Here is a 23,257-nt window from a genome sequence, read left to right as displayed (position 1 = left end):
AAATTATTAATAGTGATCTATTCGACGTTTTGTAGGGGGTAAAAAAGAAACCCAGTTACCAATTACGCCTTGGTTCAGTGATCGATGTCGACAAGTGAGGATAATCCTCCTTATCTCCTCCTTGCTCCTCCTCCCCCTTCGACCACATCTCTGGATGACGCGCATTTTAGTACTCAGGGATAGGATATTTCCAGGATAACGAAGAAAGCTAAGCCTTGGACACACTGTCTTTTTCCACTTCCTACTGCCGGTGTAAAGAGACAAGTAAAAAAGGCGCATTATGGAGTAAGGTATGAGAAAAGTAAGTTTAATTGCGGCGGCTGTCGCGACTGCTGTCACTGCCACCTCAGCATTTGCTGTAGATTTTAATGGTTACATGCGAGCGGGTGTTGGTGTTAGTGCCGATGGCGGGCAACAGGTTACGTTTGAAAAAAATAAAATTGGTCGCCTTGGTAACGAAGGTGATATCTACGGCGAAGTTCAATTAGGTAAAGAGGTTTATAATAACGACGGTAAGACGTTTTACGTTGATTCTATGCTTGCAATGACCTCTAATGGTTCAAATGATTGGGAAGGAACCGCTGCTAACTGTGGTCTAGCTACAAATGATAGCGGTGATGATATCGTTAAGTGTGCAAATGATGCTGAGTTCGCGTTACGTCAGTTAAATGTACGAGCTCAAGGTGTTCTAGATTTTGCTCCTGAAGCTACACTATGGGCTGGTAAGCGTTATTACCAACGCCGTGATATTCATATTTCCGATTTATATTACTGGAATATTTCAGGCGCTGGTGCCGGTATTGAGGGAATTGAAGCCGGTCCAGGTCAACTTTCACTAGCTTGGGTTCGTAATGATCGAAATGATAACTTTAAGCTAGGTGAAAATAACAACGGTGATACTCCTGATACTGGTAATGAAGGTTCTGCGGTAAATGTTAATACTCTAGATGCTCGTTATGCAGGTATTCCACTATGGGAAAATGGTTCTTTGGAAGTGGGCATTAACTACGCTTTAGTTCATGATACTGATGCTGCATCACAAGCGGCTAAAGATGCGAAAAATGGCGTAATGCTAACATCTGAGTTAACTCAAGGCCTTGCAGATGGTTTCAATAAAACAGTATTTCAGTACGGTACTGAAGGTTACTCAAAATCCTTTGCTTTCTACGGTGATGGAAGCTGGTATGGTGCCGAAGCGAAAAGCGGCGCTAGTGGTTATCGTTTGATCAACTGGGGTGTCGTTGGTCTTGGAGATGACTGGGAATTAGGACACCAACTGCTTTATGGTGTTGGTGAAGAGATGTGGGACGGACAGGGTAAATGGAAAGCCATGTCTGCAGTTGTGCGTCCAGTTTATAAATGGAATCAAAATAGCAAAACAATTTTTGAAGCTGGTTATTCTGTAGATGATAACGATGGAAATAAAGATAAATACGGTAAACTTACCGTTGCTCAAGCTTGGTCGGCGGGATCAAGTTTCTGGGCTCGTCCCGAGATCCGTCTTTATGCTTCATATTTAAATAGTGATAAAGCAGATAATAGTAAACCCTTCGATGATAGTAAGTCAGATGACTCGTTACAATTTGGTGTCCAAGTAGAAGCTTGGTGGTAAGCCTTTTTTAAACTGTCTTTTTTCATAGCCGACAATTGTCGGCTATTTTTTTAGGTGTTTTATATGAACAAAAAAGTGTTATTTATCTCTGGATTATTACTGCTTAATGGGTGCTCGACGATCGTTGATAACCAATATCAGATTGCACCTACGGGAGAGGCAGTGACGCAGATTGAGAAAGCGAAACAACTACCGCTAGAGATGGATAAAGAACTCAAAGTAGCGGTCACCACAAAAACACAAGTCCTCGATATCCATAACATTGATAGCCCTGGCGTTATTTTTGAATTACCGATGGTAAAAAATGGATTGGATATCAATATCGAGGCAGAAATATACGATAGTGTTTTTGTCCCAAGTGCTAAAATCATTAATCAGTCTGGCGATATTCGCGCTAAACTCGACGACGATGAGCTGGTCTACCTAAAACCTCGCTTAGCCGATGGCAACCGCTTGCAAGGTAATATTAAAGCCCACCCACAAGTCGGTGACAGTGCGCTCTATTTGGTTATTTTTACCGATAAAGATAAACTTAATGAAACGGTGGCGGTCAGCCATCCGGCGAAACTGGATGCAGAGGGTAGAGGCAACTATTTAGCTGGAGTAGATGACATTCAAGTGCCGCGCGCGTTGACTGGCACGTTTTCCATCGAAGCAACGGCATTGGGCGCACGTACCAGAGATCAGTCTATCGTACAGCCAGCGCTCTCCGCCACTGAACGTCCGCAACAAGAAAGCGTTAGCTTTTATCACCAGGCTATTCGGGCCGCGATTGCAGATAACGATGTCGACAAAGCAATGGGATTACTGCGTGATGCGGAGCAATTGGGTATCACTGACGCTGACCAAGTCTTTCGTGACGCGATGAAAGCACAGTTAGACAAGCAGTAATCGAGCTTAGAAGGAGTTTTTTAATCTTACATAAGAATAATATATTGATGATTCTTATAGGTAATTTATAACGTGACCTGAAAGATAAAGACTTATTAATTCACTTAATCTTTTCTGCAGCATGGAGTGGTGATGAATACAAATGTCATTGTGCCTGAAAAAATAATAAAAGTCGTTTTTGCGCTTTTCATTTCTATTCTTATATCAGGTTGTAATAGTGAAGGAACGACTCAAACTGATAAGATAAATAAAGATACAAATATCGCTTCACCAACAATAGAGGCAAACGATATCAATGAGCAGAATAATAGCCAGAAATCACAAAATAAGGAGAAAAACGAGACTAATCTACCTAACAATCACACCGCTATGGTGCACTTGTTTGAATGGCGCTGGGAAGACGTCGCTCAAGAGTGTGCCTATTTAGGACAAAAGGGCTTTAGCGCTGTCCAGGTATCGCCGCCTAATGAGCATATCATTGGCGGTACCTGGTGGACGCGTTATCAACCGGTTAGCTACCGTCTTAACTCACGTAGTGGGAATCGCGATCAGTTCATTGATATGGTCAATACGTGTAAAGAGCATGGCGTTGATATTTATGCTGATTTGGTCATTAACCATACCGCTGACATCACCGATGAGCTGCACTTCCCTGATTGGGGAGAGAATGGTACTGACGTTGGATTAATTGATAAGGATGGAAAGGCGATTGGTACGGCAGGTAGTCAGTTTGAGCGTCGTGAACATCTCCAAGGCATGCTTAAACCTGACAACCCGTTTTTTGATGGTGATAGTCGTTTTTCTGCAGAGCTTGGCCATTATCACCAGTACCATATGCCTAAAAATGCCGATCGTAACTGTACGATTGATGGTAAAGATTACCACAGCGGTGAGAATCCAGATGATGGGACTTGGCGCGTTCAGCATTGTGACCTAAGTGGTTTACCGGATTTAAATACCGCTGATCCGCATGTACAGCAAGCCATCGCCGCCTATATTGATGAGTTAATTGCGCTTGGAGTGAAAGGCTTTAGGATTGATGCAGCAAAGCATATCGCCGCTGATGATTTAAGCGCTATCTTGGACCGAGTCACACAGCGGGAACAGGCCTACTTTTTTTCTGAAGTGATCGACACGCGTAATGAAGAATCTGTGCGTTCACAGCAATACACGCCTATTGCCGCCGTTGAAGAGTTTCGTTATGGCCAACAAATCGCCCGGGTTTTTACCGAGGGCAATTTACATTGGTTAAAAACATTTGGCAGTGATTGGAAAGAAATATATACACCTAGCGATAAAGCTGTGGTATTTCTTGACAACCATGATAATCAGCGTGGGCATGGCGCTGGTGGCAGTATTCTCACTCACCAAAGCAATTCTGAATATGCCAATATTTATGACCTTGCGAATGTATTTATGCTGGCGTGGGATTATGGCTACCCTCGAGTAATGTCCAGTTATGCCTTTACTAACAGTGAGTTGGGGCCACCAGAGAAAGACGTTCACCAAGCTGATGGTCGCTTAGCCTGTTTTGCTGGTGAGCCTTGGGTGTGCGAGCACCGTTGGCGAGCGATTGCGAATATGGTGGCCTTTCGACAAGATGTCCGACAAGCACCGACCAGCCACTGGTATAATGGTGCGAAAAATCAAATTGCGTTTGCGCGTGAAGGGCGCGGTTTTGTTGCGATTAATCATAGCCAGCAGCCATTTTCGCTCAGTCAACTACAAACAAGCTTACTAGCAGGACAATACTGTAATGTGATGGAGGCGGAAATAGACGATTGTGCGGATCATCAAGTGACGGTTGATAAGAAAGGCCGAATTGATAATGTGACTGTGGGTCCACAAAAGGCCTTAGCTATTCACCTAGCAAGTCGAGTTAAGTCGACTGAAAGTGATGAGGACATAGCCGAGGAACAAGACAATAATGGCCAAGATAACCATGATCAAGCAGGCAGTGATCAGACCGGCAATGTTCAGGGCTCTGGCAAAGGGGACGATGCGGCTGAGGGTGATCAGCACACGCAACCGGACCAAACCGATGATGATCAAGAGGCAAGTGATCAAGAGCAATCGAGTGATGATGATCAATCTAGCACTGTGGTTAACCCACTAAGTGAGACTCTCGCTCGAGGTCATTGGGTCGATAAAGAGACGCTAGTGTGGCACGGTATTGACACTCATTCTATTGATCAAGTCACCCTGTATTATTCAGACAATGCGACTTTGCGTATCGAGCAAGATAAATTGCAAGGGTACGATGGTAAAATAGAGTTAACTCCAGTGTCTTATGCGGGCACGGAATGTCAACCAGTTGAAGAAGACTGTCGCTTTGGTTATCTCGACGGCCCAGCTTATCAAATAACGTTACCTGAGGAACTCTCGCTACAATCGCTGTTAAAACAGCAACATTTGTTAGCCGGTTATAAAGATGGGCAATTGGTTCACTATGATCGGGTGCAACTCGCAGGCGTTTTAGATGCGTTGTACGCGAATCGAGACGATCAGAATAGCGCTTATCATCAAGCTTTGGGCGTAAGTTATCACGGCAATGAGGTGGAGTTTGCTTTGTGGGCGCCTCTTGCACAGCATGTTAATTTGGAAATTCGCCCACAATTAACCGAAAATAGCCGTGAAATAACGCTAAAAGAAGACAAAAGCACCGGAATTTGGTCAACGCGTTTACCAAAAAATGAAGCCAATAGACATTATTATCGTTACCATATTGAGCAAGTTCGCTTTGATACTCAGCACTTACAGCAAGTGGTAGTTAGTGACCCTTACTCGGTCAACGTGTCTACTAATGGTGAGTTTAGCCAAGCACTAGACCTCGCCGACCCACAGCTATTCCCAGATGGTTGGGACTCAGTAAAACGTCCAGTCGTTGCCAACCCGACAGATCTCAGCATCTATGAAGCCCAAGTGCGTGACTTTAGTGCGCGTGATCAATCAACGCTAGAGCTTTCTCCTGGTGGGCAAGATTACCGAGGTAAATACTTAGCCTTTACGTTGCAAAATAGTGAGCCTGTTCAGCATTTACAGAGCTTAGCTGATGCGGGATTGACTACCTTACATTTGTTACCGATTAACAACCTTGGCTCAATCAATGAAGATCCTAACCAGCGCATTGATGTCCACCAGACCCTTGGTCAATTATGTCAGCTTTTAGACGAACAGCCAGAACATAATAATGCCTTTGGTCAGCAGTTATGCGCGAGCGAACCAGCCAACCAGCCACTACTCGATATCTTTGCAGGTTTTGAGCCGACGAGCTCTGATGCCAATAATCTGTGGCAACTGATGCGTGGGCTGGATAGCTATAACTGGGGTTATGACCCATTCCACTTTAATGTACCAGAAGGCAGCTATGCCAGTGATGCCAATGGACCAGCGCGTGTGATTGAAACACGGCAGATGATTCAAGCCATCCATAAGATGGGACTAACAGTGGCGTTGGACGTGGCTTATAATCACACTTATGCCGCTGGCCCTGATAGTCAGCATTCCGTGCTAGATAAAGTGGTGCCGAGTTATTACCATCGTCTCAATCCATCAACGGGGGCGATAGAAAACTCAACCTGTTGCGATAACACCGCCACAGAATGGGCAATGATGGAAAAATTGATGATCGATTCGATCAAAGTGTGGTCCGAGTATTATCACATTGATGCGTTTCGTTTTGATCTGATGGGTCATATACCACTAAAAGCGGGATTACGCGCACGTGGAGCAGTACAAGCTATTTATCCTGAGACTTATTTTTACGGCGAAGGGTGGAATTTTGGTGAAGTAAAAAATGATGCGCGTTTTAGACAAGCCACGCAGCTCAATAAGGCGGGCACGGGAATAGGGACGTTTAACGATCGCCTTCGTGAAGCAGTACGTGAAGGTGGTATTTTCGCTGCACCTTGGGAAAATGGGCATGCGTTAAATGTGGTGCGTTATGGCTTGCTCGGTAATTTGCGCAGTAATCAGTTACCGATTGATGGTGGCATTCGTGGTGAGGATTATCTCTGGAACGGCCAGATAACAGGTTACAGTTTAGAACCTAATGAAACCGTCAACTATGTTTCTAAACACGATAACCCCACTTTATGGGATAATTTTGCTGAAACCCTGCCTAATATGGATACGACACAGCGTGTAAAAGTGCAGCAAATTGCGATGGCTTACCCGTTATTGGCCCAAGGGATCCCATTTATTCACATGGGACAAGACTTGTTACGCTCTAAATCGATGGATCGCGACAGTTATAACTCAGGTGACTGGTTTAACTACGTTGATTTTACGCAGCAAACCAATAACTGGAATGTTGGTCTACCGTCGTGTGAGAAAAACAGCGCAAGGTGTGGTAGCGCACACGATCGCTGGGACATGATCCTTGATAGAATAGAGCAAGATCCAAATGGCCCCAGTCCTCAAGATATTACTCAAACCCATGAATGGTTGAAAACTTTATTACAAGTGCGCAGCACAACGCCGTTATTGCGTTTAGCCACCGCTCAGCAAATTAATGATCAAGTACGTTTTCACAATGTCAGTGGTCAAAATGGCGTAGTGGCAATGCAAATCACCGCCAGCACAGTGCCAACGGAAAACCAAAAGGATCAGCCCCATCAATCAGTGGTGGTACTGATCAATAACAGTGCAGCAGGGCAAGATTTTTTCCTAGCCAATACGCAAGGTCAGCCTTATCGGTTGCATCCAGCGCTTGCCGCGAGTCAACACGCCTCAGCGCATGCAACCTTTACCAATGGCACCTTTAGTATACCGGCGTTTAGCGCCAGTGTGTTTGTGGTTGAAAAAGGACAAGAAGTCACTGATTGCTCTCAATCGCTCTATCTACGTGGTTCAATGAATGATTGGTCAGTGGAAAATAGTGCTCAGTGTGTCGGCGTTGAGCAATATCGTACTATGCCGATCTCTGTCGCCGCCGGTGACAGCCATGAGTTCAAATTTGCTAATGATGATTGGTCTCATGAAGTTAATGCTTGGATTTACCAACCGCATCCGCAATCTTTACCTTTGGCTAAGACGAGTGATGGTAACTTCAGCGTTCACTTTGCCGAAGCTGGCGACTATGTATGGTGGTTAGATAGATCACAAGCAAACCCCGTTGTTGGTGTATTCAAGCAATAGGGCTCTGAGCAAAACACAGCATCGCGAATAGATACAAAAGCTAGCTTTATGACGAAGCTAGCTTTTTATTTGTTTTTAGCAAGGACAAGACACCGAACTATGGCCAAGCCTGGTGTACAGCTACCAAAGCTGTGTCCTGCTGGCTTCCCTCCGTTTCGCGAACACCATAAGAAATAAGGCTGTAGCTAAGATAAAGAAATGATCGAGTTACTATGTTTGAAAAAAGGGCACCAGTAATGAGTGCCCTTTTTTGCGATCAAGAGAGAGCGCCGGATTAGACTTTGAACGTCTCGACCAGCTGACGGATGGTGGTGGCTTCTTGGTTCAGCGTATGGTTTGCGCCTTGCGCTTGCTCACTGAGTGACAAAGTTTGTTCAATACGCTGCGAAAGAGCTTGGATGTTTTCAGCCACCTGCTGAGAAACCGCGCTTTGCTCTTCGGCCGCGCCTGCGGTTTGGTAATTGATATCGCCTAGCTGCTGCACCAAATCAACAATCTCGGTTAAGGTCTCCTGCACGGAAATACTCGCTTGATAACCTTCTGCCGCACCACGCTCACCTTGTTGGATGACAGCTTCAATATCGGTAAGGAGTTGATTGAACGTCTCAAGCGTCGAGACGATTTGGTCGACAGACTTTTGTGAACGCTGGGCCAAGGCGCGCACCTCGTCAGCGACCACCGCAAATCCTCGGCCAGCCTCACCGGCGCGTGCCGACTCAATTGCGGCATTGAGCGCTAGCAAGTTGGTTTGATCTGAGATGCCGCGAATGTCGTCGAGTAGAGAGGCAATATCGCTACCACTGGTTTTGACTTCGCTAACAAAACTGTTGGCTTTTTGCAGATCTGTGTTGGCGGTTTGGTTACGTGCCACATTATTAGCAACATTTTCCATGCACTGATTCAGCGATGAGACCACTGCGTCATTTTTCTCTTTTGAGGCCTCAGAGTTGGTTGCCACATCTTTTGAGGTCGCAGTCAGTTGCTCCATCGCGGTCGCGGCTTGGTGTAATGTCTCGGTATTATCAGACAGCGCTTGGTGGGCATCGGTGATGGCGTTATTGGCTGTCGTTGATGTGTCGGATAAGCGCCCACCCACTTGTTGAATTTGTCCCACCATTGATTGCAGCGCATCCAGCATCTGATTGACTGACTGTTTGATACGATCAATCTCGGTCTTACCATTAACCGACAAGCGCTGAGTTAAATCGCCACCACCTTGGGCTATCGCCTGAATGGAGTGATCAACACTGGTTAACGGCGCCAATTGGCGTCTGATGACGACTTGAATGATCCCAAAAGCGAGAACAAGGACGAGGCCACTTACCCAATAAATGGTGTTTTGAATATCGCTTTCGGCGTTAGTCATCATCTGATTCAGTTGTGTGACGGGTGCCATCGCGGCCTGCTTGGGGGTCACAATCATCACTGACCACGTCTGAGACATATTGCCAAACTCGATGGGTTGCGACACATAAAAGTGCGAATCGGTTTGTTTGAATTGGCTTTTATGGCTCTGGTTTTGAAGCTTGGCAAGAGAGTGATACGCGGGAGAGGATAGTTTGGAGACCGGGGCACCATGCTGGGCCTGTTGATCGGTGCTGGCAACGATTCGTCCATTTTGACTAACAACAAACAGCTTACCGTTATTGTCGGCACGTTTAGCCAGAATGGACTGGATTTGTGCCGTAGTCAGTGTACTACCCACCATGGCAACGGCTTTATCGAAACGGAAGACGGGGGTTGTTACATCAAACACCGTTTGAGTGTTGCCATTAATCTCAGCCGTTCTCGGATCGGTGATACAATCTTTTTGTGTGCTCACCGGGCATTGATACCAAGGATTGGTTTCAGAAAAATTTTGCGCAGCGGTAAGGCGCATTTCTCCGTTTTCATCCACCGACACCGACGGCACATAGCGGCCATCTGCAGCGCTTGTTGGGTCGCCGTAGTAAAAAGCATCGGCGCCCAACACATTTTTTTGCCACTCTGTGTAGATGTTGTGCCATTCAGGTTGGCGTTTCAAAATCGAATACATGATCCGAGGAATATCATCTCGGTCGAGGATCCGTGCTGACTTATTCTTTTCCGCTTCTGAGGTATAAATTTGAGCGATAGTCCGCACAGTGTCGAGGGGAGAGGCAATATACGCATGGATCTCCTCGCTAATCGCTGTTGCGCGATTTTGCATCTTGATCACCTGGTCACGTTTTACGTTTTCAGTGACCTGGGATGACATTGCCGACTGGCTGCTATTCAGCGTTGACAAGGAAACGGCACTCACAGCCCCAAGACCGATCAGGACGATGGACGAGGCAGCTAAGCTTATTCGTTGACTTATAGAAAGGTTACGCAACTTTTTCATAATCACTATCCGCACAAATAAAACCGCACAAAGAAATATTCTGATTCGTCGAGTGGCGAGACAAAGGCGTCGTGCGAAGAGTGATGGCACAACCGGTAGCGCGCCGACAGAGACGATAATTGACACTAGTGTTACTTAATTAAGAAAAAGGCACATCCTCCTAAACTGAGTGATACTAGGGAGGAAGTAAAATTCTCGAGGTCCTTTTATTCTCCCATGATCTATCGCATATTTTTTGATGAGCAATCACGAGTAAACAGGGGAAAGATCTCAATTTTGCAAGTTAAACAGACGCCATAAAGCATTAGTTCACATTTTTCTAAGCTGTGTTCGGGGCGTAGAGGGGGGGCGTAGCTTATATTTCTCCGGTCAGTATCGCTCAATGAAGCTAATGAACTTGCGAAGCTAGAATTATGGAGTCGATGTCTAAAAGAACGAACAAAAAGTTGAGGTTTACGTAACTTTTCTGGTATTTACACCCAGTCGAACTTTTACTGTGTAAATGAGGAAGGGACATGACAGATACAACACCTGCACCAGAGAAAGAAGTGAAGAATTTTAAACCCAAAAATAGAATAATCGCACTAATCCTAGGTATGTTTTTAGGGTTTATCGGCGCAGATAGATTCTATCTAGGCAAACCTGGCTCCGGATTACTGAAAGCCTGCACGTTGGGTGGCTTTGGTATATGGTGGTTTATTGATAATGCATTACTAATGGTTGACTTAATGGGTCATAGCCTAGGCAAAGATACCGGTATTGTTAAAGATGGTAATGGTAATGAACTACAGTTCGGGTTCTCAATGTACCGTTTCAAAGACGGGAAGTTAGAACGTGACTGGAAGTAGATATCTCGAATAAAGATTTCCAAAAATGAAAGGCTGATACGGCACGCGGCAGCCTTTTTAATCAAAAATGAACACCGTGATCAACTTGTAATCGCTCTCTTTGTACATTCAACTTCCCGCGTTACTTGTTGTGAGCAAATGTACTTAACGCTTGCTCCGCACTCATGGGTTTGAAGAAATAGAACCCTTGAATTTCATCGACGCGCCAAACATTAACAATGCGCAGTTGTGAGGCGGTTTCGACACCTTCTGCCACGGTAGTCATCCCTAACTCTTGTGCCATGTTGATGATGCTGCGCACCAGTGTTTTTGCTTTTTCATTTGTCTCAATTTCACTCATATAAGACTTGTCGAGTTTGACAATATCGAGCGGGAAATTGCACAAAGAGCTGAAGGACGAGTAGCCGGTACCAAAGTCATCGAGTGCAAGCTGGACGCCAAGCGCTTTAAGATCGTGCATCCGTTTTATTGTTTCCTGATCGGCACCAAGCAAAATACTTTCAGTGACCTCTAATACCAGCTGTCCAGGAGCCAATTGATATTGCTGAATAAGCCGTTTGAGGTTGGTGACGAGAGACTTCGCGCCGAAGTGTGGGCTCGATAAATTAATGTGAATGGTAAGGCGATGTTGTGATTGTCTACTCCAGTGCTGTTGAATTTGTTGTAAAAAGGCACAGGCTTTTTCTAGCACCAGCTCGTCGAGCTCAATGATGAGTTTGTGTTTTTCCGCTAATGGTATAAAGATGCCAGGCGAAATCATTCCCAGGGCCGGATGATGCCAGCGAGCTAATGCTTCAAAGCCGATCACTTGATTGGATGTCGCATTGACAATGGGTTGAAAGAAAGCGGTAAACTCATGATTTTTGAGCGCCGCAACGAGGTTCCGGTTGATCACCAAGGTCTCTTGACCTGCTTGAGCGAGAGCATCGTCTACGATAATGACATGTTGCTTGGGCCCATGCTGTTGTTCTATCGCATAAAAGCCACAGTGCACCAGTGCCTCGAAGTGCTCAAATTGAAGATGGGAATCAACGAACGCGGCTTTTAAACCAATATCAAACTCGGTATCGGTAATGGTCGAATGGTTGGTACTGTCTCTTAGTACGTCGTTGGCCTCATTAATGAGTTTGTTATCGTCGTTGCTATGGCTAAAGATCACAAACTCATTTTCACTCAAACGCCCCACAGTTACGCCGTGAAAACGTTGGCTGAGGCTATCAGCAATGTGTTTCACGGCACCGTCATAAGCGGCATGGCCGTATATCTCATAGATTTCACGCAGCCGAGTGGCAATAAAATAGATAGTGGAAACAGGGCTAGGCCCAGATAAGGCCTCGTTTAATGCTTTAATGGTTGCGGGCCGGTTGAGCAGTCCTGATAAGGTGTCATGCTGAGACAAGGTTTCAATCAAGGCGGCTTGTCGCTTTTGTTGACTCATGTCTTTAACGGCAAGCATGACGGCGCCGCTTTCTTGTCGGTCGAGGCGGATCACCTCTATGGCGCAATTTAAAGGTTGCCCCGCGGCACTTTGTAAGGTGGTTTCAAAATGGGTTGTCTCACGCTCGGGGTGTTGCTCAAACTGCATCAGTTGCTTAAGTGCAGACTCATCATTGATCACCAGTGTGGCAAAAGAGCGGTGCAGTAAGGTATTACGCTGATGACCGAGCAACTGTAAAAGCGCCTGGTTGACATCAACAATCTTCTCTCCTTCTAAGACAATCATCCCCAAATGTTGGCTGTGATATAACGCATCGAATTTTGATAATGCCTCTTTTAACTGCTGTTCTGTTTGCGACGAAGACTGAGCTAAGGCCTCAATTTGTTGAGTAATGCGTGTGAATGTGTCTTTTGATTTGGTTGGAGACGCAGCATCACCCAGTAATGCACTCACGTCACGCTCGAAAGAGATAAACGGCTTAGTCACTTTTCGTCGATAAAGGAGGTATACCGAGCCGCCAATGAGCGCGCTGATGATAACCAACGCGAGAATCAAGTAATAAAACACTTGCTTACCTTGCTGGTAATAGCGGCGCGGCTCTTTGGTTTTTAAAATGGCGACCAGATCGCCATTAAGGTCGTGCAGGGGGCTGAGGCGTGTAATGTAGGTATTATCCCGTGCGATGGAAGGAAGCTCGGAGTTTGCGTAAATTGATGTTGCTGTAACGAGGGTGTTTTTACCCGCCAAAATATTCTCATAGGCAGATGGAAAACGTCCCGTCAGTGCTTGGCCCCATATCATCCACCCAGCAGCTTCAGCCTGTCCTGAGCTGTCTCTGATTGGGCTGACACTGATCACCCATATTCTTCCGCGCAGTTCAAGTAAGCCAGCTAAGGATTGTCGTTGATTGCTCCATCTTTGGGTGATGTGGTCGTGCACCGGAGCCGATTGATATATGTCGGAGATAAAAGCGTGCTCGTCCTTTTCATTCAATACTTTAGCTTCGATCACTTTCCCGTTTAAATCAGCAAACCCCATCAGATTGAGTCCCAAGGACTCTAAGCTGGCGTCCTCTAGGTTTCTTGCTGCAAAGTCGGGATTGCGTCCGTTAACCAATTCGTAGGTATCGTCCCAATGCGCCCAATCGATAGCGTATTCTGCTTGATTATTAATGAGCCGCTCGATAATGGCCTGAGCTTGATCATTGGATCGGGCAATCTCAATATCTTCTAAATGGCTGATACCGAACAGAAAAAAATACCGTGTCACCAGGAGGCTACTAATAAAAATGGCCAACAAGCCCAAAATAAAAATGAGTGCGGCTTTGCTATGCAGTGTGACAAACGGCTTACGAGTCATGCAAAAATCCAATTAAAAGAGGCAGGTGGCGAGTGCCATGGTTTGAAAATAGGCGAAGGATTGCCAATGATCAATCTATTTGGTTTCACGGTGAGGAAAGCGTAACGTTTTACAGTGTAAACTGTTCAGAAGCGTGATTAACACGGCGCCACTGGGACGCCGCGTCGGAGTATCAAGACCGTCCACCCATTTATTTACGGCGGCAGAACTCTGCAATCACAAACAGGGTTTGGCCGTTTACTTTTCCTTGCACGTGGGTAGGATCATCGGTCAAATTAATGCCGCGGATCACTGTGCCTTGTTTGATCACCTGGCTTGAGCCTTTAACAGGCAAATCTTTAATCACGGTCACGTCGTCGCCTTTTTGCAGTGCCACGCCGTTAGCGTCTAATACTTTGACTTCTTCGATATCTTGACCGGTTTCTGCCCACTTGCGGACATCGTCCTCCATATACATCATATCGAGATTATCTTGTGCCCAGCTTTCGCTAGCAAGACGAGAGAGCTGGCGGTAGGCAACGACTTGTACCGCTGGCTCTTGGCTCCACATACTATCGTTCAGGCAGCGCCAGTGGTTCACATCCATATTATCTGGGTGTTGCAGCTGGTCGTGACACGTGCCACAAACCAATATGCAACTGTTCGCTGTGGTGTCGGGCGAGTATGGGACTTCATACACAGATAAGTTGTCTTGGCTGGTGCAGAGTTCACATTGGCCGCCACTGCGCGCCTGAAGCGTTTGTTCAATACTCATTGATTATCTCACGGTTGGCAGGGGATCCCTGCAGTTACAGTGGCGCAGAGTGTAATCGCTGAAATAATTTCTTACAAGTTGTAAGGGATTAGGTCATCGCATGGCGTTGCTCTATGCAGGCTCAGTATGAATAAAAAAATGCCACGCGTGGGCGTGGCATCAGTCATGTTTATTGTTTTCAGTAGTTAGGCATTTGCCGTTTCTTGCTTCACCACCTCATGGTGATCGAAGATGGATTTATCTTGGCCACCGGTTAAACGCGAGGTGAGGGTGCCGGCCGTCATAGAGCCGCTCACATTCACAGCAGTACGGCCCATATCAATCAAAGGTTCGATAGAAATGAGCAGGCCTGCAAGCGCAACAGGCATATCCAATGCCGAGAGTACAATCAGTGCCGCAAAGGTCGCGCCGCCGCCTACACCGGCAATGCCGAATGAACTTACGGTGACAACTGCCACCAAGGTGGCGATAAAGCCCAGGTCGAGTGGATTAATGCCAATGGTTGGCGCAATCATCACTGCCAGCATGGCTGGATACAAGCCGGCACAGCCATTTTGACCCATGGTGGCACCAAATGAGGCTGAGAAATTGGCGCTGGCCGGATCGTTACCCAAGTTCTTCATTTGTGAATCGATATTGAGTGGAATCGTGGCTGCGCTTGAGCGAGAGGTAAAGGCAAAGGTCAGCACCGGGAGCACTTTTTTCAGGTACTGGATTGGGCTCATACCGACAAGGCCAATCAATACCAAGTGCATGACCAAAATGGCACCTAAGCCTACATAAGAGGCGGCGACAAAATTGGCAAGCTCAAGAATCTCACTCACGTTAGAGCCGGCAACGACTTTGCTCATCAAAGCCAAAATACCGTAGGGAGTGAGGCCGATGATCATTCGTACGAGCGTGCGCACTAATTTCTGAGCCACATCCATAAAGCGCTCAAAACGTTCACCAAGCTCAGGCTGAGTGCGAGACAAGGTCACACCGGCTATACCGACAAGGGCAGAAAAAATCACCACAGCGATAGTCGAGGTTGGACGGCTACCGGCCAAATCTGCAAATGGGTTTTGCGGGAAGAAAGAGATAATCATATCAGCCAGTGATAAGTCTTCGACCGAACCCAAACGCTGCTCTAGGGCGGCGCCGCGCGCCATCTCTCGCGCACCTTGTACGATATCTTGCGCAGATAGCCCAAACAAGTTGCTAACAAGCACACCAATGAGTGCGGAAGCTGCGGTTGTGGCTAGCAAAATGCCGATGTTTAAGCTAGAGATTTTGCCCAGGGAGCCAGAGTCTTTCACTTTCAAAATCGCGCCAATAATCGACACGGTGATCAACGGCATGATGATCATTTTGAGTAGGCTGACATAACCGGAGCCGACGATATTGATGTAGTTGATGGTTTCACGCGTGATCGCGCCGTCAGCACCGTATAACGCTTGTAGCGCGGCACCGAATGCAACCCCCAAGCCGAGGCCAGTAAACACTCGTGTGGATAACGATTTTTGTTGCTTGTGCAATTTGACAAGCACCGCCAGCAACAGCGCAAAAGCGATCAGATTTAAAAGGATAACTGTCATAATCGGCGTTCCAATCTAGAGAATTATAATGATTTGAGCTCCTAACCCCGTCAAACGTATTAAAGAGTTAGTGATTGGTTGGCATCATATGCCGGAAGGTGCATGCAATGAAGACCTATGTCACATTCTTGATAGATAAAAAAAGCACTTGTTAAAACTAAAAAGAATATGACACACGATTTCAGCAATTTTTGCTGATAAACTGCGCAAAGGCATGAAAATGCGACTTCTTATGGAGCCTGACGGTGGGAGGTTACCAAACACGTACATTTATCGACTCGATAAAAACGAACGTTCGTACTATAAATAGGTGAACGGTTGCGGTAAGGTGATAGATGTTTACTGCCAATGGGCCGTGGCGCCGCCAATGTTTGTTTAGCAATCCGCTTTTTGAAGGTTTAATGAGATGAGCGTATCTAACGAGCTGACATACTCGCTCTCGAAACGTGAGCAAACGAGATTACGTATTCTCGAAGCTGCGTTTGACTCGGCCAGCGTATATGGATTGGAAAGCTTGACGATTGGTAGCTTGGCGCGTGACGTGAAAATGTCAAAAAGTGGTCTATTTGCCCATTTCAATTCGCGAGAAAACTTGCAGATTGCGGTGGTGCATTTTGCCGGCGAGCGTTTTATCGAGCGGGTGATCACTCCGAGTCGAGACGCCGACCACGCGAGTATTGAAGCCAAATTACAACACTTGCTGCGCAATTGGATGGGCTGGCATCAGCACTTTCAGGGTCAGTGCTTATTTTTAGATGCGTGGCATGAGCAGCGTGCGAGCAATGATCCCATCCACCAAGCGTTGCAGCACGTTACCCGTCAGTGGCTCGACTACCTAGCCGCACAATTTGAAAAGGGCAAACATGTCGGCGAATTTCGTGCCGACCTTGATACCTGGCAGGCTGTGTATCAGTTGTATGGGCACTATTTAAGTAGCCAGTTATTTCTGCGCTTGTCACTCGAATCGCCGGAAGGAACACGCTTTTGGCATGGTGTTGAGCAATTGCTCGCGCAAAGCCGCCGCTAATTACCCAACAAGATGAAGAGAGTGTCGCATTGAAAACAACGAGGTTGTTTTTCAGCGTAAAAACGAACACTCGTTCGATTTTAAGGATTCAATGACTATGAGTAAAAAAGTGTATTTTTCAACGCCGGGCCGTTTTAGCGTTAAACGCTCTCTGGTAGGGGCGGTAAGCCGTTGTCATCATCGCTTGGCACCTCGTCATGCTAAAAAAGTGGCGCGTAAGCTCTTCCTCACTCCCACTCGTAGCCCAATGGTGAACCCAGAGCCAGACGGCTTGGTGCACTCTCAAGTGCAAAGCCAAGAAGGGGGGTTGCAAATGTATAGCCTTGGCGCTGGACCAACCTGGTTGCTCACGCACGGTTGGTCGGGGTCTGCCAGTCAGTTTTTTCCACTCATGGCGCACATTGCGTCCTTGGGCTTTCGTGCGGTCGCGTTTGATCATCCTGCCCATGGTCAAAGTGGTGGGTCAGAGAGTCATATTCCTGGCTTTGTGCAGGCGATCAATGATGTATTAGATCAAGTCGATAATGTGTCTGGGATCATTGCGCATAGCATGGGCGCTGCCGCGGTACTCGAGAGCCAGCATCCGCAGATGGATGATTTACCGCTCTTTTTGGTCGCACCTGTGCTCAACTATCGGGAAAACTTATACGCTACAGTGCGCAAGTCTGGGTATTCACTGAAGCTGTTTGATGCAATTGTTCAAGATGTGGGCGAGCAGCACGGTTACCCAATCGAAGCCATTGAGCCGCTTGAAAAGCTGTCGCGTCGCCGCCATCCGGTGGTGATTGCCCACGATAAAAATGATCGTTTTGCCTCCTTTGCCGTTACCGAAAAAGCCACTGACTACCCGCATGTGACTGTGTTAGCTACCGAAGGGTTGGGGCATGGGCGTATTCTTACCAGTGATATCGCCATGCAGGCATTTGCTGACTTGGCGGCAAAAATGAACCCTGCGGTACAAAGTGTTGAAGCACAAACTGAGAATAAAAAGGCATCAGCCTAAACCGATGCCTTTAGTGCCTTTAGAAGATGCGACGTTATTCACCCGCGATGGATAAGCGGGCGAAGCGGATGCGCGGCGCAAAGAAGGCACCATCATAGTTGGGTAACACGGTATTGCCGATCGCATCTATCTCATTGAGCATGGTATAGAAGTTACCAGCCACTGTGATGCCGCGAACTGGACGAACGCGTTTTCCATCCCGGCAAACAAACCCACTTGCACCGAAAGAGAAGTCGCCACTGATGGCATTCGCGCCTGAATGCACCCCTTGCAGTGACACTAACTCAAGGTATTCACCGGCATGCACGTCCGCATCACTGTGCTTACCTGCGGCAATCACATCATGACGAGAAGTAACATCCAAACCGCCTTTAGGGCTGCGGCCCGCGTTAGCCGTATGAGGAACACCAAAATGATGCGCCGTGGCGCTGTTGTGTAAAAAGCCGACTAAGACGCCGTTCTCAATTAAAGGCGTGTTGGCGGTGGCAAAGCCCTCGCTATCAAACGCTTTAATACGCATCCCGCCATCAAGCCTTGCTACATCGGTGATAGTGAGCGCGCTATCTGCAATCGGCTTGCCGACTTTTTCACGCCACGGGTTGGTTCCGCGCTTGGCGGCATCACCGGAGAAGCAGCTACCAAAGGCGCCCAGCAATTCGCTGAGACAGTCATGCTCAAAAATCACCGGATACAAACCGGTTTTCACTGGGCCCCCTTCAAGCAAGGCGTCAGCGGTTTGGTAGGCCAGTTGGGTCGCATGGGCGAGATCTAGATCAGCAAAGCGGCGTGACACTGACGCGCCGAGATGCATCGCTTGCTTACCGTCGTGATTGAGCAGTGCTGCGGTGTAGCAACTAAAGCTACGTTCGCTGTGATAGCAGCGTGTGCCTAAGGTATTGGCAAGCAACTGATATTGGGTTTGCTCACTGTAACCATTATAGGGCGCACCCGTTGCACGGGGTTGGCTAACTACCTCTTGCTCAAGGGCCAGCGCCAACGCGATCTTGTCTTCAATCGGGGTGTTATCTGCTTGCAGTAAGCTGGGATCTTGCTGATCAATTTGCTGCCCCTCAGCGCGAATGTGCTGATCCGGATCGGCCTTGGTAAAGCTTGCGTTGATGAGTGCGGCGTTCACCATACTGGCAAGGCTGTCGCTATCTAGCGATTCTGAATAGCTGGTGGCGACTTGATCCCCTTTGATCACCCGCACGCCGATCACTTCACCGGCGGTGACTTTGTGCTCGGAGAGATCGCCTTGGTCGGCTTTAAGTGACAAGCTTTCGCTGGCGTTGGCAATCACGTCTGCTTGCGCACCTTGCTGTTCCACCAAGCTGAGGACCTGATCGACTGCATCGCTTAGGGTTGCTTTAATGGTTTGCTCACTCATGCGTTACCGCCTCCTACTAGGATGTTATCGACTTTCAATGCAGGTTGGCCCACGGTGGTGGGGACTGAGCCGCTCACCGAGCCACACATACCGGCGGCAAGGGCAAGATCTTTGCCGACCATGCTGATTTCTTTAAGCACCTTAGGCCCCGTACTGATTAAGGTGGCAGACTTGAGTGGCACGGTGATCTTACCGTCTTCGACCAAGTAAGCTTCTTGGACCGCAAAGTTAAACTCGCCGGTGCCGGGTTGTACTGAGCCGCCCCCCATCTTCTTGGCGTAGATGCCACGCTCCATGGAGCCAATCATGGCATCTAAGCTGTCGTTACCGGGCTCAATAAAGGTGTTTCGCATCCGCGAGGTCGGTGCGAATTTATAAGACTCACGTCGGCCAGAGCCGGTGCGCGCATAACCGGTTTTCAGGCTCCCCATGTGATCGACCATAAAGGAGGTGAGCTTACCGTCTTTGATCAACTGGGTATGCTGGGTTTCCATGCCTTCATCATCGATATTGATTGAGCCCCATGCATTCGCCAAGGTGCCATCGTCCACCGCGCTCACCACAGGGCTTGCAATCATTTCGCCCATTTGGTCATGGAAGACGGAAGCTTGCTTCGCAACCGAGGTGGTTTCTAACAAGTGGCCACAGGCTTCATGGAAAATCACTCCACCAAAGCCGTTGCCAATCACCACCGGCATTTCGCCCGATGGGCAGGCTTGGGCACCGAGTTTAACCAGCGCTTGTCGTGCGACACGCTCGCCAAGCTCAACCGGATCGATATCCTGATGGAACTCCCAGCCTGTGAGCGCGCCGGGGGCATCAAAGCCCGTTGATTGCTCCTCGCCGTTAGTGGCGACCGCCGTGGCGGCAATACGGGTGTAGTGGCGGGTATCTGTGACATGCAGGCCATGAGAGTTAAAAATTTCGACCTGTTGCTCACGTTGGCCGACACGACCAATAATTTGGGCGATTTTATCGCTCTCGGCACGAATGCGAGCATCCACTTGACGTAAGAACGCCACCTTATCGGCGACATGTTGATCCGACGATAACGGCTCAGACACCGGGTGCTTGTCATTTAAATGGGATAAATTGAGCGGTCCCGCGGTGGCAATTTGATCGCGTTTGTCACGCGCGCACAGCAAGCTGGTGACTTTTTTCAATTGTTCTTCATCGCGGCTGTTGGTGTAGCCATAAAGCACTTTATGACCGAAAAACAACCGGATACCAATACCAAAATCAATCCCTGAGCTCACTTTATCCACCTCACCAGACAACAGCTCTACGTTGCCTGAGTGATGGCGTTCGACAAAGAGTTCGGCGAAATCCGCGCCTAAAAACAGGGCATGGTCAATCACCGACTTTGCCGTTGATGGATTCAGCATACTTCCTCCTAAGAAGTGTGTTAGCGAACCTTTCATTCTACCAAGCTTTTATTGGTAATGATCACCACTTGCAGTGAGTGCATGATATTTCATCATTTTTTGTGCCATTCACTGACCTGCACATGGACACTTTCCATGCGTGTGACCAAAAGGCGACGAGTGTGGCGCAATCCGTTACACTACGCCGATACAAGTAAGGAGCGGATAGAATCATGAGTCAGATCGCAGCCAACATTATCACTGGATTTCTTGGCGTGGGGAAAACCACGGCGATTCGTCATTTATTAGCGAATAAACCCGAGCATGAGCGTTGGGCTATCTTGGTGAACGAGTTTGGTGAGGTGGGTGTCGATGGCGCTATCCTCTCTGAACAAGGTGCGCTGGTAAAGGAAGTGCCGGGCGGATGCATGTGTTGTGTGGCTGGCCTACCCATGACGGTGGGGCTAAATACCTTGCTCGCTGAGCAGCCGGATCGGATTTTGATTGAGCCGACCGGACTCGGTCATCCTAAAGACATTATCGGTAAGCTGACGCAGCCGCCGTTCGACACCACCTTGTCGCTGGGCGCGACCATTACTTTGGTGGATCCGCGTTGTATTGACGATGTGCGCTATCGTGAAAATCAAAACTTTCATGATCAAATCGCGCTCGCGGATGTGGTGGTGGCCAACAAGCTTGACCAATGTAGTGAGGCGCAAATCGCCACCTTTTATGATTATGTCGCTGCGTTTGATGGCGAGAAGAGCTTGGTAACCGGCGTTGAGCAGGGGGCGCTCGAGACCGCGTGGCTTGCGTTACCGCGTCACGCTCGTCAAGCGCACTATCATCACCATCACAACGATGCCGAGCCGATGATCACATTAGCTCTGGGTCCGGACGATACCGATACGCGCAAAGAAAACCAAGGGCAGGGCTATGTCAGCTGCGGCTGGTTATTTGCTGCGAACTGTTGCTTTCCCTTTGATGCTTTATATGGGCTATTGAGCAACATCAACGCCCAACGTATTAAAGCGGTGGTTAATACTGACGAGGGCTTTTACGCGTTTAACGTGGCCAATCAGGTGGTTACCGTGACGCCTATGTCGATTGAACAGGCCGAGTCGCGCATCGAAGTGATCGATACCGACGCCTTACCTTGGGATGAGCTGGAGTCGATCCTGCTTTCTTTCCTTACCCCGTCTAGCCAAAGAGTCTAAAGAGATCTTGCTAGCGGCGCGTCCGTGCTAGATAAAAAAACCGGCCCACGTGGCCGGTTTGTCGTGTGTCGCTTGTTCGTCACGGCTAGCTGGCATATTTGGCGGTGAGCACCTGCCAGCTGCGTTTTTGTTGCTGAAAACGCACCTTTAAATCTTTGTATTGCTGAGTCAACTCGGCGTTTTCGACTTTTTCGCGCAGTTTGTCACGCTCGAGCGCCAACAGCTGTTTTTTCAGCGTGTAGTAATCCGCCATTTTGGCGACCAAGGCATCATACTCTTGTTGCAAAATTTGCAGACGATGCGATGCGTGTGGCTTGTCACTAAGCTGCTGTGTGACACGCTGCAATTGCATGGTCGCACGCGCTTTTTCAATCTTCTCTTCGGGGGTCACGCGCAGTTTTGCCGCCAGGCCCAGCCAAGATGCGGTTTTGATCAGCCATTTAGTCGGATCAAACTGCCACCAGCGAATGCCATTGCGGTAGTCATTCTCAAAGATATGGTGAAAGTTGTGATAGCCCTCGCCAAAGGTCATCAAGGCGAGCACGCCATTATCCCGCGCGGTGTTCTTATCGGTATAAGGTTGGCTGCCCCACACATGCGCCAGCGAGTTGATGAAAAAGGTGGTGTGGTGGCTTAGCACCAATCGAGTAAAGCCGACCAGTAAAATCGCGCCCCAAACATCGCCATGAAGCAAACCAAACGCGATAGGGAAGCCAAAGTTGGTTGCCAGTGTCAGCGCAAGGTAGTGCTTGTGTTGCCACATCACGATCTTATCTTTTTGCAGATCGCGGCAGTTGCTGTAATCGCCGTAACGGTTGGGGTGGTACTCGCGAAGCATCCAGCCAAGGTGTGAGAACCAAAAGCCGCGTTTGGCCGAGTACGGGTCAACATCGTTGTCATCGACATGGCGATGGTGAATGCGGTGATCTGACGACCAATGAAGCGCGCTGTTTTGTAGCGCAAATGCTCCACCAATGGCGAAGATAAAGCGCAGAGCCGGATGGGCCTGATAGGTTTTGTGGGCCCACAACCGGTGATAACCGGCGGTGATTGACAGGCCACAAAAGCTGAATGCGACAATCAGCGCAGTGATTTGCACCCAATCAAAACCGTGGTGCCACGCCCATAGTGGCGTTCCAATCACCGCAATCAAAAAAGTCAGGGTAAACACGCTTATGTTTAACCAGATTAAGCGTGGTTTCTGAGGGGGAGAGGTTGAAGCCTTGGTATCCATAATTCGTTATCTTTATTTAAGCGTACACTTGTACGCTAGAATAGG

General features: G+C 48.0%; 14 protein-coding genes. 7 read left to right on the top strand and 7 right to left on the bottom strand.

Going from position 1 to position 23,257, the window contains the following annotated elements:
* The first annotated feature begins 292 nt into the window (after window positions 1-292).
* The 3 genes from BZG74_RS10365 (at window position 293) to BZG74_RS10355 (ending at window position 7,642) form a co-directional block, all read left to right on the top strand.
* Window positions 293-1,612 (top strand): maltoporin, encoded by a 1,320-nt coding sequence (locus BZG74_RS10365; RefSeq protein ID WP_077772522.1) that lies wholly within the window; start codon window positions 293-295, stop codon window positions 1,610-1,612.
* A 63-nt stretch (window positions 1,613-1,675) separates the two neighbouring features.
* A complete protein-coding gene (locus BZG74_RS10360) occupies window positions 1,676-2,503 on the top strand; it encodes a MalM family protein (protein ID WP_077772521.1) in 828 nt (275 codons plus the stop codon).
* A gap of 369 nt (window positions 2,504-2,872) precedes the next feature.
* Window positions 2,873-7,642 (top strand): alpha-1,6-glucosidase domain-containing protein, encoded by a 4,770-nt coding sequence (locus BZG74_RS10355; RefSeq protein ID WP_162274016.1) that lies wholly within the window; start codon window positions 2,873-2,875, stop codon window positions 7,640-7,642.
* Window positions 7,643-7,916: 274 nt separating this feature from the next.
* Here the strand turns inward: BZG74_RS10355 and BZG74_RS10350 are convergent, their stop codons facing one another.
* The gene (locus BZG74_RS10350; RefSeq protein WP_162274015.1) at window positions 7,917-9,830 is read right to left on the bottom strand and encodes a methyl-accepting chemotaxis protein; all 1,914 of its coding nucleotides are present in this window, start codon (window positions 9,828-9,830) and stop codon (window positions 7,917-7,919) included.
* Window positions 9,831-10,519: 689 nt separating this feature from the next.
* Here BZG74_RS10350 and BZG74_RS10345 point away from each other — a divergent pair.
* Window positions 10,520-10,852, top strand: a complete 333-nt coding sequence (locus BZG74_RS10345; RefSeq protein WP_077772518.1) for a TM2 domain-containing protein — start codon at window positions 10,520-10,522, stop codon at window positions 10,850-10,852.
* Between the two features lie 121 nt (window positions 10,853-10,973).
* Here the strand turns inward: BZG74_RS10345 and BZG74_RS10340 are convergent, their stop codons facing one another.
* The 3 genes from BZG74_RS10340 to BZG74_RS10330 all read right to left on the bottom strand — a co-directional run bounded on the left by BZG74_RS10340 (window position 10,974) and on the right by BZG74_RS10330 (window position 15,980).
* Entirely contained in the window at window positions 10,974-13,649 is a 2,676-nt protein-coding gene (locus tag BZG74_RS10340) for an EAL domain-containing protein (protein ID WP_077772517.1), read from the bottom strand.
* A 190-nt stretch (window positions 13,650-13,839) separates the two neighbouring features.
* The gene (locus tag BZG74_RS10335; RefSeq protein ID WP_077772516.1) at window positions 13,840-14,403 is read right to left on the bottom strand and encodes a PhnA domain-containing protein; all 564 of its coding nucleotides are present in this window, start codon (window positions 14,401-14,403) and stop codon (window positions 13,840-13,842) included.
* 185 nt (window positions 14,404-14,588) lie between these two features.
* Window positions 14,589-15,980, bottom strand: coding sequence for an L-cystine transporter (locus BZG74_RS10330; RefSeq protein WP_077772515.1), 1,392 nt, complete (start codon window positions 15,978-15,980; stop codon window positions 14,589-14,591).
* 406 nt (window positions 15,981-16,386) lie between these two features.
* Here BZG74_RS10330 and BZG74_RS10325 point away from each other — a divergent pair, with 406 nt between their 5' ends.
* Window positions 16,387-17,007: a TetR/AcrR family transcriptional regulator gene (locus BZG74_RS10325; protein ID WP_077772514.1), complete on the top strand. Its 621-nt coding sequence runs from the start codon at window positions 16,387-16,389 to the stop codon at window positions 17,005-17,007.
* A 97-nt stretch (window positions 17,008-17,104) separates the two neighbouring features.
* Complete coding sequence (locus tag BZG74_RS10320; protein ID WP_077772513.1) at window positions 17,105-18,010, top strand: alpha/beta hydrolase; 906 nt, start codon at window positions 17,105-17,107, stop codon at window positions 18,008-18,010.
* A gap of 34 nt (window positions 18,011-18,044) precedes the next feature.
* Here the strand turns inward: BZG74_RS10320 and BZG74_RS10315 are convergent, their stop codons facing one another.
* Both BZG74_RS10315 and BZG74_RS10310 read right to left on the bottom strand, forming a co-directional pair.
* Entirely contained in the window at window positions 18,045-19,397 is a 1,353-nt protein-coding gene (locus tag BZG74_RS10315) for a TldD/PmbA family protein (protein WP_077772512.1), read from the bottom strand.
* A complete protein-coding gene (locus BZG74_RS10310; protein WP_077772511.1) occupies window positions 19,394-20,782 on the bottom strand; it encodes a TldD/PmbA family protein in 1,389 nt (462 codons plus the stop codon). Before BZG74_RS10310 ends, BZG74_RS10315 begins: the two co-directional genes overlap by 4 nt.
* A 212-nt stretch (window positions 20,783-20,994) precedes the next feature.
* Here BZG74_RS10310 and BZG74_RS10305 point away from each other — a divergent pair, with 212 nt between their 5' ends.
* On the top strand, window positions 20,995-21,978 hold the full coding sequence (locus tag BZG74_RS10305) for a CobW family GTP-binding protein (RefSeq protein WP_077772510.1): 984 nt from the start codon (window positions 20,995-20,997) through the stop codon (window positions 21,976-21,978).
* A gap of 85 nt (window positions 21,979-22,063) precedes the next feature.
* Here the strand turns inward: BZG74_RS10305 and BZG74_RS10300 are convergent, their stop codons facing one another.
* Window positions 22,064-23,212, bottom strand: coding sequence for an acyl-CoA desaturase (locus tag BZG74_RS10300; RefSeq protein WP_077772509.1), 1,149 nt, complete (start codon window positions 23,210-23,212; stop codon window positions 22,064-22,066).
* Window positions 23,213-23,257: the final 45 nt, after the last annotated feature.

The organism is Salinivibrio sharmensis, from assembly GCF_001995985.1.
GTDB classification, from domain to species: Bacteria; Pseudomonadota; Gammaproteobacteria; order Enterobacterales; family Vibrionaceae; genus Salinivibrio; species Salinivibrio sharmensis.
This window is presented reverse-complemented; position numbering and strand designations above follow the sequence as displayed.